Origin of the sequence: Streptomyces sp. NPDC002328, from assembly GCF_042890065.1 — a bacterium.
Lineage (GTDB): Bacteria > Actinomycetota > Actinomycetes > Streptomycetales > Streptomycetaceae > Streptomyces.
Window position 1 is genome coordinate 498,221 of the sequence record NZ_JBIARQ010000002.1, and the last position, 13,325, is coordinate 511,545.

General features: G+C 67.5%; 11 protein-coding genes and 1 tRNA gene. 2 read left to right on the forward strand and 10 right to left on the reverse strand.

Annotated elements, in window-relative coordinates; genetic code table 11:
* Positions 1 to 81: 81 nt before the first annotated feature.
* The 10 genes from rpoB to ACFYX4_RS08680 form a co-directional block, all read right to left on the reverse strand.
* Positions 82 to 3,567: a DNA-directed RNA polymerase subunit beta gene (rpoB, locus tag ACFYX4_RS08635; RefSeq protein WP_389328048.1), complete on the reverse strand. Its 3,486-nt coding sequence runs from the start codon at positions 3,565 to 3,567 to the stop codon at positions 82 to 84.
* 541 nt (positions 3,568 to 4,108) lie between these two features.
* The gene (gene rplL, locus ACFYX4_RS08640; RefSeq protein WP_389328051.1) at positions 4,109 to 4,492 is read right to left on the reverse strand and encodes a 50S ribosomal protein L7/L12; all 384 of its coding nucleotides are present in this window, start codon (positions 4,490 to 4,492) and stop codon (positions 4,109 to 4,111) included.
* 139 nt (positions 4,493 to 4,631) lie between these two features.
* Positions 4,632 to 5,162 carry a 50S ribosomal protein L10 gene (rplJ, locus tag ACFYX4_RS08645; RefSeq protein ID WP_389328054.1) on the reverse strand — a complete coding sequence of 177 codons (531 nt, stop codon included), beginning with the start codon at positions 5,160 to 5,162 and terminating at the stop codon, positions 4,632 to 4,634.
* 298 nt (positions 5,163 to 5,460) lie between these two features.
* Positions 5,461 to 6,417, reverse strand: coding sequence for a hypothetical protein (locus ACFYX4_RS08650; RefSeq protein ID WP_389328057.1), 957 nt, complete (start codon positions 6,415 to 6,417; stop codon positions 5,461 to 5,463).
* Positions 6,418 to 6,532: 115 nt separating this feature from the next.
* Complete coding sequence (locus ACFYX4_RS08655; RefSeq protein WP_389328060.1) at positions 6,533 to 7,444, reverse strand: hypothetical protein; 912 nt, start codon at positions 7,442 to 7,444, stop codon at positions 6,533 to 6,535.
* A gap of 152 nt (positions 7,445 to 7,596) precedes the next feature.
* Positions 7,597 to 8,322, reverse strand: coding sequence for a 50S ribosomal protein L1 (gene rplA / locus ACFYX4_RS08660; protein ID WP_389328063.1), 726 nt, complete (start codon positions 8,320 to 8,322; stop codon positions 7,597 to 7,599).
* Positions 8,323 to 8,428: 106 nt separating this feature from the next.
* Positions 8,429 to 8,863: a 50S ribosomal protein L11 gene (gene rplK, locus ACFYX4_RS08665; protein ID WP_003998857.1), complete on the reverse strand. Its 435-nt coding sequence runs from the start codon at positions 8,861 to 8,863 to the stop codon at positions 8,429 to 8,431.
* Between the two features lie 163 nt (positions 8,864 to 9,026).
* Positions 9,027 to 9,923: a transcription termination/antitermination protein NusG gene (nusG, locus tag ACFYX4_RS08670; RefSeq protein WP_389328066.1), complete on the reverse strand. Its 897-nt coding sequence runs from the start codon at positions 9,921 to 9,923 to the stop codon at positions 9,027 to 9,029.
* Between the two features lie 79 nt (positions 9,924 to 10,002).
* Positions 10,003 to 10,290 carry a preprotein translocase subunit SecE gene (gene secE / locus ACFYX4_RS08675; protein ID WP_389328069.1) on the reverse strand — a complete coding sequence of 96 codons (288 nt, stop codon included), beginning with the start codon at positions 10,288 to 10,290 and terminating at the stop codon, positions 10,003 to 10,005.
* Positions 10,291 to 10,396: 106 nt separating this feature from the next.
* Positions 10,397 to 10,469 (reverse strand) — tRNA-Trp (locus ACFYX4_RS08680).
* Positions 10,470 to 10,764: 295 nt separating this feature from the next.
* Here ACFYX4_RS08680 and ACFYX4_RS08685 point away from each other — a divergent pair.
* Positions 10,765 to 11,991 carry a pyridoxal phosphate-dependent aminotransferase gene (locus ACFYX4_RS08685; protein WP_389328072.1) on the forward strand — a complete coding sequence of 409 codons (1,227 nt, stop codon included), beginning with the start codon at positions 10,765 to 10,767 and terminating at the stop codon, positions 11,989 to 11,991.
* A gap of 138 nt (positions 11,992 to 12,129) precedes the next feature.
* The gene (locus ACFYX4_RS08690; protein WP_389328075.1) at positions 12,130 to 13,161 is read left to right on the forward strand and encodes an adenosine deaminase; all 1,032 of its coding nucleotides are present in this window, start codon (positions 12,130 to 12,132) and stop codon (positions 13,159 to 13,161) included.
* The last annotated feature ends 164 nt before the right edge of the window (positions 13,162 to 13,325 follow it).

The following is a 13,325-nucleotide window of genomic DNA, read 5'->3' on the forward strand; positions in this document are numbered from 1 at the left end:
TCAGGGTTGTAAGTCTTGGGGTCTGAAACGGGGGTCCCGGGGCCGGCAGGCCTTGATCGCTCAAGGCCTGCCGAACTCCCGTCAGACCTCTTCGACGCTGCTCGGCTCGCGCCGGGACAGGTCGATGCCGAGCTCCTCCGCAGCGCGGAAGACGTCTTCGTCGGTGTCACGCATCTCGATGGACATACCGTCGCTGGACAGCACCTCCACGTTCAGGCAGAGAGACTGCATCTCCTTGATGAGCACCTTGAAGGACTCGGGGATGCCGGGCTCGGGGATGTTCTCGCCCTTGACGATGGCCTCGTAGACCTTCACGCGGCCGGTGACGTCGTCGGACTTGATGGTCAGGAGCTCCTGGAGGGCGTACGCGGCGCCGTAAGCCTCCAGCGCCCACACCTCCATCTCGCCGAAGCGCTGGCCACCGAACTGCGCCTTACCACCCAGCGGCTGCTGGGTGATCATCGAGTACGGACCGGTCGAGCGGGCGTGCAGCTTGTCGTCGACCAGGTGGTGCAGCTTCAGGATGTACATGTAGCCGACCGAGATCGGGTCCGGGAACGGCTCACCGCTACGGCCGTCGAACAGCCGCGCCTTGCCGGACGGGAGCACCATGCGCTCGCCGTCGCGGTTGGGGATGGTGTGCTGGAGCAGACCCGCCAGCTCGTCCTCACGCGCGCCGTCGAAGACCGGGGTGGCGACGTTGGTGCCGGGCTGGACGCTGTCGGCGCCGATGGCCTGGAGCCGCTGCGCCCACTCGTCGGCGAGACCGGAGACGTCCCAGCCGCGGCTGGCGAGCCAGCCGAGGTGGATCTCCAGCACCTGTCCCGGGTTCATTCGGGACGGGACGCCGAGCGGGTTGAGGATGATGTCGACCGGGGTGCCGTCCTCCAGGAACGGCATGTCCTCGATCGGCAGGATCTTGGAGATGACGCCCTTGTTGCCGTGACGGCCGGCGAGCTTGTCACCGTCGGTGATCTTGCGCTTCTGCGCCACGTACACGCGCACCAGCTGGTTCACACCGGGGGGAAGCTCGTCGCCCTCCTCGCGGTCGAAGACGCGGACGCCGATGACCTTGCCGATCTCGCCGTGCGGGACCTTCAGCGAGGTGTCACGGACCTCACGGGCCTTCTCACCGAAGATCGCGCGCAGCAGGCGCTCCTCCGGGGTCAGCTCGGTCTCGCCCTTGGGCGTGACCTTGCCGACCAGGATGTCGCCGGCGACGACCTCGGCGCCGATGCGGATGATGCCGCGCTCGTCGAGGTCGGCGAGGACCTCCTCGGAGACGTTCGGGATGTCCCGGGTGATCTCCTCGGGGCCGAGCTTGGTGTCACGGGCGTCGACCTCGTGCTCCTCGATGTGGATCGAGGAGAGGACGTCGTCCTGCACGAGGCGCTGCGACAGGATGATCGCGTCCTCGTAGTTGTGACCCTCCCACGGCATGAACGCCACGAGCAGGTTCTTGCCCAGCGCCATCTCGCCGTTCTCGGTGGCCGGACCGTCGGCCAGGACCTGGCCCTCGATGATCCGGTCGCCCTCGTTGACGATGACCTTCTGGTTGACCGAGGTGCCCTGGTTGGAGCGGGCGAACTTGGCCAGGCGGTACGTGATGTACGTGCCGTCGTCGTTGGTCGTGGTGATGTAGTCCGCGGAGACCTCCTGGACCACACCCGCCTTCTCGGCCTTGACCACGTCGCCGGCGTCGACGGCGGAGCGGTACTCCATGCCGGTGCCGACGAGCGGGGACTCGCTCTTGATGAGCGGCACGGCCTGACGCATCATGTTCGCGCCCATGAGGGCACGGTTGGCGTCGTCGTGCTCCAGGAAGGGGATCATGGCGGTCGCGACCGACACCATCTGGCGCGGCGAGACGTCCATGTAGTCCACGTCGTCACCGGGGACGTAGTCGACCTCGCCGCCACGGCGGCGGACCAGGACGCGGTTCTCGGTGAAGCGCAGGTCGTCGTCGAGCGTGGCGTTGGCCTGCGCGATGACGAAGCGGTCCTCCTCGTCGGCCGTCAGGTAGTCGACCTCGTCGGTGACGACGCCTTCGACGACCTTGCGGTACGGCGTCTCCACGAAACCGAACGCGTTGACGCGCCCGTAGGAGGCGAGCGAACCGATCAGACCGATGTTCGGGCCTTCGGGCGTCTCGATCGGGCACATACGGCCGTAGTGAGACGGGTGCACGTCACGGACCTCGAAGCCGGCCCGCTCACGGGAGAGACCACCCGGGCCAAGAGCCGACAGACGGCGCTTGTGGGTGAGACCCGACAGCGGGTTGTTCTGGTCCATGAACTGCGACAGCTGGCTGGTGCCGAAGAACTCCTTGATGGAGGCGACGACCGGCCGGATGTTGATCAGGGTCTGCGGCGTGATCGCCTCGACGTCCTGGGTCGTCATGCGCTCGCGGACGACGCGCTCCATACGGGCCAGGCCGGTGCGGACCTGGTTCTGGATGAGCTCGCCGACGCTGCGCAGACGACGGTTGCCGAAGTGGTCGATGTCGTCGGTCTCGACGACGATCGTCTGACCGCTGTCGCCGACCGTCTCGGTCTCGCCGGCGTGCAGCTTGACCAGGTACTTGATGGTCGCGATGACGTCCTCGACGGTGAGCACACCGGCGTCGAGGGGCGCGTCCGCGGCCAGCTTCTTGTTGACCTTGTAACGGCCGACCTTGGCGAGGTCGTAGCGCTTGGGGTTGAAGTAGAGGTTCTCGAGCAGCGTCTGCGCGGCCTCACGCGTGGGGGGCTCGCCCGGACGCAGCTTGCGGTAGATGTCGAGCAGCGCGTCGTCCTGGCCCTGGGTGTGGTCCTTCTCCAGGGTGGCGCGCATGGACTCGTACTCGCCGAACTCCTCCAGGATCTGCTCGGTGGTCCAGCCGAGGGCCTTGAGGAGGACGGTAACGGACTGCTTGCGCTTGCGGTCGATGCGGACACCGACCATGTCGCGCTTGTCGATCTCCATCTCCAGCCAGGCGCCCCGGGAGGGGATGATCTTGGCGGAGAAGATGTCCTTGTCGGACGTCTTGTCGATGGAGGAGTCGAAGTAGACGCCGGGCGAACGGACCAGCTGCGACACCACGACACGCTCGGTGCCGTTGATGACGAAGGTGCCCTTGTGGGTCATGAGCGGGAAGTCGCCCATGAAGACCGTCTGGGACTTGATCTCGCCGGTCTCGTTGTTGGTGAACTCGGCGGTGACGAAGAGCGGCGCGGCGTAGGTGAAGTCGCGGTCCTTGCACTCGTCGATGGAGTTCTTCGGCGGCTCGAAACGGTGGTCACGGAAGGTCAGCGACATCGACCCGGAGAAGTCCTCGATCGGGGAGATCTCCTCGAAGATCTCCTCGAGCCCGGACTTGGTGGGGACGTCCTGACCGTTCTCCAGAGCCTCCTCGACCCGACTCTGCCAAGCGGTGTTGCCGAGCAGCCAGTCGAAGCTCTCGGTCTGCAGCGCGAGCAGGTTCGGAACCTCGAGAGGCTCCTTGATCTTTGCAAAGGAAATGCGCAGCGGGGCGGTGCTGGCGCCGTTGTTCGTATTCGCGGTCGAGGCGTTGCGCGAGGCGGCCAAGAGGGGGTCCTTCCGAGGGCTCGGACTCACTACGCGCGTGCCGGCCCCTCTCCCACACATGGAGACAGATGGCGCTCGATCGGCCGAAGGGCCAGGTCAGGCGGATCCAGTCGTCGATGCTCGGGCGAGGGCATGCCCCTGGTGACGGGCAGGGGACAGCTAACAGGCAGCGCAAAGGGTCAGTGTAGCCAGTTGGCACACTGATGTCCAGTGCGGGTTCTTCGAGACCCTCGTAGTTCTCAACGCCCTCGGTCTGCTTGCCTCAACGCACGGTCATACTGCCCTCTTCGTCGTCGATCCATGCCTCGGATTCGGATCCTTGTGACGACGCGTCCTGAGAATTGCGCGCTGCGTGCGGTTCGTCAAGGCCCCCTTGCCCGAACCGGGGGTACCCGGAGACACGACGAAGATCACCATACCCCTCGCGAACTCAGGTGCAAGGCAACCGTGGCCGGACCCCGGGAACGCCGAAGAGCGACCACCCGGATGGATGATCGCTCCTCGGTACGTGAGCGTTACAGCCCCGGACGGGGCTGTTCGCTTACTTGACCTCGACGGAGGCGCCGGCGCCCTTGAGGGCCTCGGCGGCCTTCTCCGCGGCGTCCTTGGCGACCTTCTCCAGGACGGGCTTCGGGGCACCGTCCACGAGGTCCTTGGCCTCCTTCAGACCCAGGGAGGTCAGCTCGCGCACGACCTTGATGACCTGGATCTTCTTGTCGCCGGCGCCGGTGAGGACGACGTCGAACTCGTCCTGCTCCTCGACGGCCTCGGCCGGGGCGGCCGGACCGGCCGGACCCGCGACGGCGACCGCGGCGGCGGCGGTGACGTCGAACTTGTCCTCGAACGCCTTCACGAACTCGGAGAGCTCGATGAGGGTCATCTCCTCGAACTGCGCGAGCAGGTCTTCCTGGCTGAGCTTCGCCATGGTGGGCGATCCTTCCACTCAAATCGGCTGGTGCCGGATGTACATGTATGGCGGGCGTACGCCATTCGGCGTGACTGCGTAGACGTTCGGCCCGCTACGACCGCTGCCTCAGGCAGCAGCGGTCATTTCGCGAGCCGAGCTACTCGGCACCGCCCTGCTCTTCTTGCTTGGCGCGAAGGGCGTCCACGGTGCGGACGAGCTTCGACGGAAGCGCCTGGAAGAGCTGCGCAGCCTGGGACTGCTTGCCCTTGAAGGCACCCGCCAGCTTGGAGAGCAGAACCTCGCGGGACTCGAGGTCCGCAAGCTTCTTGATCTCGTCGGCGGACAGCGCCTTGCCGTCAAGGACACCGCCCTTGATGACGAGGTTCGGGTTGTCCTTGGCGAAGTCACGAAGACCCTTCGCCGACTCCACCGGGTCACCGGTGACGAAGGCGACCGCCGTCGGACCGTTGAACAGGTCGTCCAGCGTCGTGATCCCGGCCTCGTTGGCCGCAATCTTGGTCAGCGTGTTCTTCACCACGGCGTACTGGGCGTTCTCACCGAGCGAACGGCGCAGGTTCTTGAGCTGCGCCACGGTGAGACCCCGGTACTCGGTCAGCACAGCGGCGTTCGAGCTGCGGAACTGCTCCGTCAGCTCGGCTACCGCGGCAGCCTTGTCGGGCCTTGCCATGAGCGTCGGCCTCCTTCCGGGTGATGAGGACCGCTCAGAAGGGGCTTGAACAGACGAAACGCCCCGGCGCAGGCGCACGGGGCGTAGCTCGACCGGACAGGATCCGTCGAGGACGGATGTCGATCCGGGAGCACTTCCACAGTCACCTGCGCGGGTCGCCCGCATAATCAGCGGATCCTTCGGCCACCGCGCCCTCTCTCGAGCGCACGGCAACGACCAGCGGTCTTTGGCTTCTCAGGAAGCGTACGGGAACGGATCGCCGTCAGGCAAATCCGCTCCCCGCACGGTCGGGAAGGGGTCAGGCGGCGGGCGCGGTCTCCAGCCCGGAGAGGTCCAGGTCCGACCCGTCCAGCTCGGACAGCTCCTTGTCGAGCGCGGGGTCGCTCAGGCTCTCCCCGAGGTCCTTGAACATCTCCAGCAGGTCGAAGGTCTCGGCCGCCGGCGGAGCCTTGACCTCGGCCTTCGCCCCGTAGTCGGACATGGTCATGGAGATGTCGACCGTGCCCTGCGGGGTGTCCATGCCGACGTCCATCCGCACCGGCAGATCCTCGTCGTTGACCCAGACGTCGGTGTCGTAGCCCTTGATGCCGGACTTCTCCAGCTGCTTCAGCAGCTCGTCCCGCTCCTTGGGGTCGAGGACGTCCAGCGAGCCGTTGGACTCCATCATCTCCTTGACGGTGAGGGTGCCCTTGTAGTGCTGGGCCTCCACGCCGCCGATCTTCTCGCTGCCCATGTGCTTGAGGCTGGGCGAGTCGAGCAGGATGGCCAGCTGCTTGGTCGGGTCCTGGTTCATGTTCTCCAGGCCGGAGGCCATCTGCTTGCTCAGGGCGGCGTCGCCGGCGGCCTTCGCCATCGCGTTCAGGTCCAGCTTCATCCACCGCTTGCCGTCCATGTCGGACGACATCTTCTCCCCCATGTCCATGTACATGACGTTGTCACGCATGATCATCCGGACCTTTTCCGGAGCTCCCGGCTCCGCCGCGAGGGCCGAGCCCTCCATCGTGAGGTCCATGACGGTGGGGTCCCAGCCCATGACGCCGGACATCTTCATGTCGCCCCCGGCCTTCATGGCGGCCGGCGCCTTCATCGTCATCGTGACCTTGGCCGACTTGGCCTCGGTCGTCTTCTCGTAGGCGGCCGTCAGGACCTGCGCGGCGGACCGGTCGGCCCCCTTCCCCAGGCTCTGACAGCCCACCGCGCCGGTGAGCAGCAGAGCCGCGGCGGAAGCCCCGACGACGTTACGGCGTACGTTCATGTGTGTCCCCCCAGGACATCGGGACGCGTTTCTCCCCCGCGTCCAATCAGCCACCAGGGACCATATCCCGGCGATCTCTTTGCCGTCCTCCGAGTTTCGGGCGCGTTTTCGGCCGTCAACCCGTGGACGACTGCTTGCGCAGCAGCTCGGAGAAGTCCGCGGTGTCGCCCGCCGGGGGCGCCTCCACCGAGACCTCGGTGCCGTAGTCGCTGTAGTAGGCGGTCTGGGTGTACTGCCCGTTCGCCGTCTCGCCCTTCTCGATCTTCTTGACCAGCAGATCGTCGTCATTGACCCAGATGTCGACGGTCTCGGTGGTGACGCCGGCCTGCTCCAGCTGCTTCTTCAGGTCGGCGAGCTGGCTCTCGCTGAGGTTGGAGTTGCGGGTGGCGAGGTCGGCGACGGCGACCTTGCCCGAGTAGTGCGTGGTGTCCTCGCCGCGCACCTTCTCCTCGCCGACCCTGCGCACGTCCCCGGAGGCCAGCAGCAGCTTCACCGACTGGTTCGGCGTGGTGTTCTGCATCTGGTCCTTCAGATACGCGCCGGACCCGCCCCCGAGGTCCTCCAGGGCGTCGTACGGGTACCTGATCCAGTGCTTGCCGCCGGCCTGCTCGGCGAAGGCGTCGCCCATGCGCGCGTAGTAGGCGTCGGGCAGGTAGCGGGCCTCCATCGACGTGGTGCCCATCTGGCGCATGGTGTCGGCCATGGAGCCGCCGGTGTACGTGATGGTGAGCGTGCCGGTGATGCCGTCGCCCCAGCCGAGGGAGCCGTCGGCCGTCATGGACATCACCGAGCCCATGGTCGTCGTGGACTCGACCTTCGCGGAGTCGGCGCGGTCGGTGGACTTCTCGGCGCTCAGCAGGGCCGCGACGGGGCTCAGGACGGAGCCGCCCTTGTCCGTGGCCCGGTCCCCGCCGGAACCTTCCGCCGAGCTCCCGGAGCCGCCCGAGCCGCACGCGGCCACCCCGCTCAGCAGGCCCATCGCGACGATCGAGACGCCCGCCCGGCGCACGCCCGTTGACTTCCCCATCCGTTCCACCCCCAACGAATCCAGTGTCCGCACGGTAACGCACGGCACTGACAGTCGTACGGGGAAAGCCCCGTACGCGAAAAGGGACGAGCCCCGCACCTCGGAAGGTTGCGGGGCTCGTCGCCGACTGCGAGTGGGGTGAACCGTCAGGTTCAGACCGCGGCCGGGTCCTCCTCGACGAGGAGGTTGCGGGTGCGGTTCGGGTCGATCTGGATGCCGGGGCCGATCGTGGTGCTGATCGCGGCCTTCTTGATGTAGCGACCCTTGGCGGCGGACGGCTTCAGACGGAGGATCTCCTCCAGCGCGGCGCCGTAGTTCTCCACCAGCTTGCTGTCGTCGAACGACGTCTTGCCGATGATGAAGTGCAGGTTCGCGTGCTTGTCGACACGGAACTCGATCTTGCCGCCCTTGATGTCGGTGACGGCCTTGGCCACGTCGGGGGTGACGGTGCCGGTCTTCGGGTTCGGCATCAGACCACGCGGACCGAGCACGCGGCCGAGGCGGCCGACCTTGCCCATGAGGTCCGGGGTGGCGACGACGGCGTCGAAGTCCAGACGGCCCTTCGCGACCTCGTCGATCAGTTCGTCGGAGCCGACGATGTCGGCGCCCGCGGCCTCCGCGGCCGCAGCACGGTCACCGGTCGCGAAGACCAGGACCCGGGCGGTCTTGCCGGTGCCGTGCGGCAGGTTCACGGTGCCACGGACCATCTGGTCGGCCTTGCGAGGGTCGACACCCAGGCGGAAGGCGACCTCGACGGTGCCGTCGAACTTGCTCGTGGAGGTCTCCTTGGCGAGACGGACGGCCTCGAGCGGGGCGTACTGCTTCTCCCGGTCGATCTTGGCGTCCGCAGCGCGGAGAGACTTGCTGCGCTTGCTCACTGCTGCTCCTGTGTGTTCTGAGGAGTCGTGGTACGGGCCGAGCAGGCCCTGCCACGCGCGGCCGAGGCCGCATGAAGTTCTACGAAGGTGCTGCGGGGCTGAGAGATCAGCCCTCGACCGTGACGCCCATGGAACGCGCGGTGCCGGCGATGATCTTCGCGGCGGCGTCCAGGTCGTTGGCGTTCAGGTCGGGGAGCTTGGTCTGGGCGATCTCGCGGACCTGCGCCTCGGTGATCTTGGCGACCTTGGTCTTGTGCGGCTCGCCCGAGCCCTTCTCGATGCCCGCGGCCTTGAGGATCATCTTCGCGGCCGGCGGCGTCTTGGTGATGAAGGTGAAGGAGCGGTCCTCGTAGACCGTGATCTCCACCGGGATCACCCAGCCACGCTGCGACTCGGTCGCCGCGTTGTAGGCCTTGCAGAACTCCATGATGTTGACGCCGTGCTGGCCCAGCGCCGGGCCGACCGGCGGAGCCGGGTTGGCCGCGCCGGCCTGGATCTGGAGCTTGATGAGCCCCGTGACCTTCTTCTTCTTGGGAGGCATAGCTCTCCGGGTCCTTTCATTCGGGTCCATGCCTGCGTAGGGGGACCACCCGAACGCAGGCATACCGCACAACGATAGCGGGTATAGATGCGCGGCCAAAAAACGAGCAGGTCAGGAAGCCCCTGAGAGCCGACCCTGACCTGTTCTTACCGGAACGACCGACTCAGTTCTTCTGAATCTGGTCGAAGCTCAGCTCGACCGGAGTCTCACGGCCGAAGATCTCCACGAGACCCTTGACCTTCTTGGAGTCGGCGTTGATCTCGTTGATCGTGGCCTGAAGCGTGGCGAACGGGCCGTCGGTGACGGTGACCGAGTCGCCGACCTCGAAGTCCAGCACCTGGACCTCGACCTTGCGCTGCGGAGCCGGCTTGCCCTCGGCCTCGGCGGCCTCACGGGCGGCCTTCTCCTCGGCCTCCGGGGCGAGCATCTTGACGATCTCGTCCAGGGTCAGCGGGTACGGGTCGTAGGCGTTGCCCACGAAGCCGGTCACGCCGGGAGTGTTGCGGACGACGCCCCAGGACTCGTTCGTCAGGTCCATGCGCACCAGCACGTAGCCGGGGAGCTTGTTCTGGCGGATGGTCTTGCGGTCGCCGTTCTTGATCTGGACGACCTCTTCCTGCGGCACCTCGGCCTGGAAGATGTAGTCCTCGACGTTCAGCGAGACGGCGCGCTGCTCCAGGTTGGTCTTCACGCGGTTCTCGTAGCCGGCGTAGGTGTGGATCACGTACCACTCGCCGGGCAGCGTGCGCAGCTCCTCGCGCAGGGCGGCGATGGGGTCGACGGGCTCGGCCGGCTCTTCCTCGGCTTCGTCCTCGTCCTCGTCATCCGCGACGTCCTCGGCGCTCTCGGCGTCCTCGGTGTCGTCGGCTTCGGCGTCGTCGTCGGCCTCGGCAGCGTCATCCGCGTCCTCGACGTGGAGCGCGGCTTCCTCCGCGGGCTCCCCCGCCTCGGCGTCGGCAGCCTCGAACTCGTCCAGGTCCTCGTCCGCGCCCTCGACGATGTCGAGCTCGTCGTCAGCCTGGTCCGGCTCGATGGCGTCGTTCAGGTTCTGGTCAGACACGGTGGCTGCTTCTTCCTGGATACATAGGGGTGGAACACGCGAAAGGGGCGCCGATCCCCCGGCGCCCTTCGCTTCTGGCTCAGCCGAAGACGTACTTGGCGAGGTGGCTGAGTCCATAGTCAATCACGGTCACCAGGCCGATCATGATCACGACGAAGACGATCACCACGGTCGTGTACGTCGTCAGCTGGTTCCGCGTCGGCCAGACGACCTTGCGGAGCTCCGCGACGATCTGGCGGTAGAAGAGGGCGAGCCGCTTCAGCGGGCCCTTCTTCGCGCGCTTGCCGCCCTTGCGGGTCTTCTTCTGCTCCTCAGGCGCTTCGTCCTGGGCATCAGGCGTGTCGATGGAGCCCACGGCGTCCGCCATTTCCTCACCTGTTCCCGGGTCGTGGCCGTGCCGCGCCCGGTCTGAGCCGCACGGCAGTGCATTTCTGTACGTACATGCGCACACCACCTGGCGAAGGTGTGTGTAGCAGGGCCGGAGGGACTTGAACCCCCAACCGCTGGTTTTGGAGACCAGTGCTCTACCAATTGAGCTACGACCCTTTGTGTGTCCCCCAACGTACCGCATCCGCCCGGATGCTCGGTGTGCACCGGTTGTGGCACGGCTGTTGAAGGCCAACGACGTAGGAGTGTACGTGGTCCTGAGCTGTCCGTCGAACGGAAAGCGGCCCGTGGGACCCCGTGAGTGCAAGATCGTCGGGAAAGCACCGGAAGATCACCCAGGCCACCGCCCCGGACCCGGCGGCGATCCGGACGGATGTTCAGGGATTTGCCCGTACCTGTTCAGTCTGTGAAACCCGCGTGCCGGGCCCGTTTCCGGTCTGAAAACATGGGTCCCATGAGCGCTGCAACCCCTCCCACCGAGCGCCGGGTCTCCGCCCGAGTCGGCGCGATCTCCGAGTCCGCCACCCTCGCCGTGGACGCCAAGGCCAAGGCCCTGAAGGCCGCCGGGCGTCCGGTGATCGGCTTCGGCGCCGGCGAGCCCGACTTCCCGACCCCGGACTACATCGTCGAGGCGGCCGTCGAGGCCTGCAAGAACCCGAAGTACCACCGCTACACGCCGGCCGGCGGCCTGCCCGAGCTGAAGGCCGCGATCGCCGCGAAGACCCTGCGTGACTCGAACTACGAGGTCGACCCCTCGCAGATCCTCGTCACCAACGGCGGCAAGCAGGCCATCTACGAGGCCTTCGCCGCGATCCTCGACCCGGGCGACGAGGTCATCGTCCCGGCGCCGTACTGGACCACCTACCCGGAGTCGATCCGGCTGGCCGGCGGCGTCCCGGTGGAGGTCGTCGCGGACGAGACGACCGGCTACCGGGTGAGCGTGGAGCAGCTGGAGGCGGCGCGCACCGAGAAGACGAAGGTCGTGCTCTTCGTCTCCCCCTCCAACCCGACCGGCGCGGTCTACAGCGCCGCGGACGCCGAGGCGATCGGCCGCTGGGCCGTGGAGCACGGCCTGTGGGTGATGACGGACGAGATCTACGAGCACCTCGTCTACGGCGACGCGACGTTCACCTCGCTGCCGGCGATCCTGCCGGAGCTGCGCGACAAGTGCGTCGTGGTCAACGGCGTCGCCAAGACGTACGCGATGACCGGCTGGCGGGTCGGCTGGATCATCGGCCCCAAGGACGTCGTGAAGGCCGCGACGAACCTCCAGTCGCACGCCACCTCGAACGTCTCCAACGTGGCCCAGGTCGCCGCGCTGGCCGCCGTCTCCGGTGATCTGTCGGCCGTCGAGAAGATGCGCGAGGCCTTCGACCGGCGCCGCAAGACCATCGTGCGGATGCTCAACGAGATCGACGGCGTGCTCTGCCCGGAGCCCGAGGGCGCGTTCTACGCCTACCCGTCGGTGAAGGCCCTGCTCGGCAAGGAGATCCGCGGCAAGCGCCCGCAGGACACGGTCGAGCTCGCGGCGCTCATCCTGGAGGAGGCCGAGGTCGCGGTCGTCCCGGGCGAGGCCTTCGGCACGCCGGGCTATCTGCGGCTCTCGTACGCGCTGGGCGACGAGGACCTCGTGGAGGGCGTGAGCCGGATCCAGAAGCTGCTGGCGGAGGCCAGGGACTGAGGATTCTGACCTACTCACGCGAGTAGGTCGGGCTGGCGGGCCGTCTCTTGAGCGAGGCGGCCCGCTGCTTTGTGCGAGCAAGACCACGTTCGGGCAATCCGCTACCGGGACGCCGCCGGCGTGCGGCAGGATCGCTGGATGGAGCGTGTACGTGATGTCTCTGAGCTGCCGAAAGCCCATCTGCACCTGCACTTCACCGGATCGATGCGGCCCGCGACGGTGCTGGAACTGGCCGACAAGTACGGCGTACGTCTGCCGGAGACGCTGGCCGAGGCCCTGACCAGCGGGGAGCCGCCGCAGTTGCGGGCGACGGACGAGCGGGGCTGGTTCCGCTTCCAGCGCCTGTACGACGCGGCCCGCTCGTGCATCAGGCAGCCCGAGGACATACAGCGCCTGGTGCGGGAGGCCGCCGAGGAGGACGTGCGGGACGGCTCGGGCTGGCTGGAGATCCAGGTGGACCCGACGTCGTACGCGCCTCGGCTGGGCGGGCTGATCCCGACGCTGGAGATCATCCTGGACGCGGTGGACTCGGCCTCGCGGGAGACGGGGCTCGGGATGCGGGTGCTGGTGGCGGCCAACCGGATGAAGCATCCGCTGGACGCGCGCACTCTGGCCCGGCTGGCGGTGCGGTACGCGGACCGGGGCGTCGTCGGTTTCGGGCTGTCGAACGACGAACGGCGCGGCATGGCCCGGGACTTCGACCGGGCGTTCGCCATCGCGCGCGACGGCGGGCTGCTGTCCGCGCCGCACGGGGGCGAGTTGACGGGTCCCGCGTCGGTGCGGGACTGCCTGGACGATCTGCACGCCTCGCGGATCGGGCACGGCGTGCGGGCGGCGGAGGACCCGCGGCTGCTGAAGCGGCTGGCGGAGCGGGGGGTGACCTGCGAGGTGTGCCCCGCCTCGAACGTGGCGCTGGGCGTCTACGAGAAGCCCGAGGACGTGCCGCTGCGCACGCTGTACGACGCGGGCGTCCCGATGGCCCTGGGCGCGGACGACCCCCTGCTGTTCGGCTCCCGCCTCGCGGCCCAGTACGAACTGGCCCGCCACCACCACGCCTTCACCGACGAACAACTGGCAGACCTGGCCCGCCAGTCCATCCGAGCCTCAGCGGCCCCGGAGGACGTACGCGCGAAGCTACTGGCTGGAGTGGACGACTGGTTGGCCCCGTAGGGGTCATAGCTGCGGGCAGTCGTGCCGCTGGGGCGATGGGGTCCCCCCGTTACCTTCTTCGTGGCTCCGCAACGGGGCCACCGGCCTTCGGGTCCGGCATGACTTCCCCCCCTTGTTGTTGATGATCCGGGGGGTGGTGTCACCGGGCCCGGAGGCATCGACGG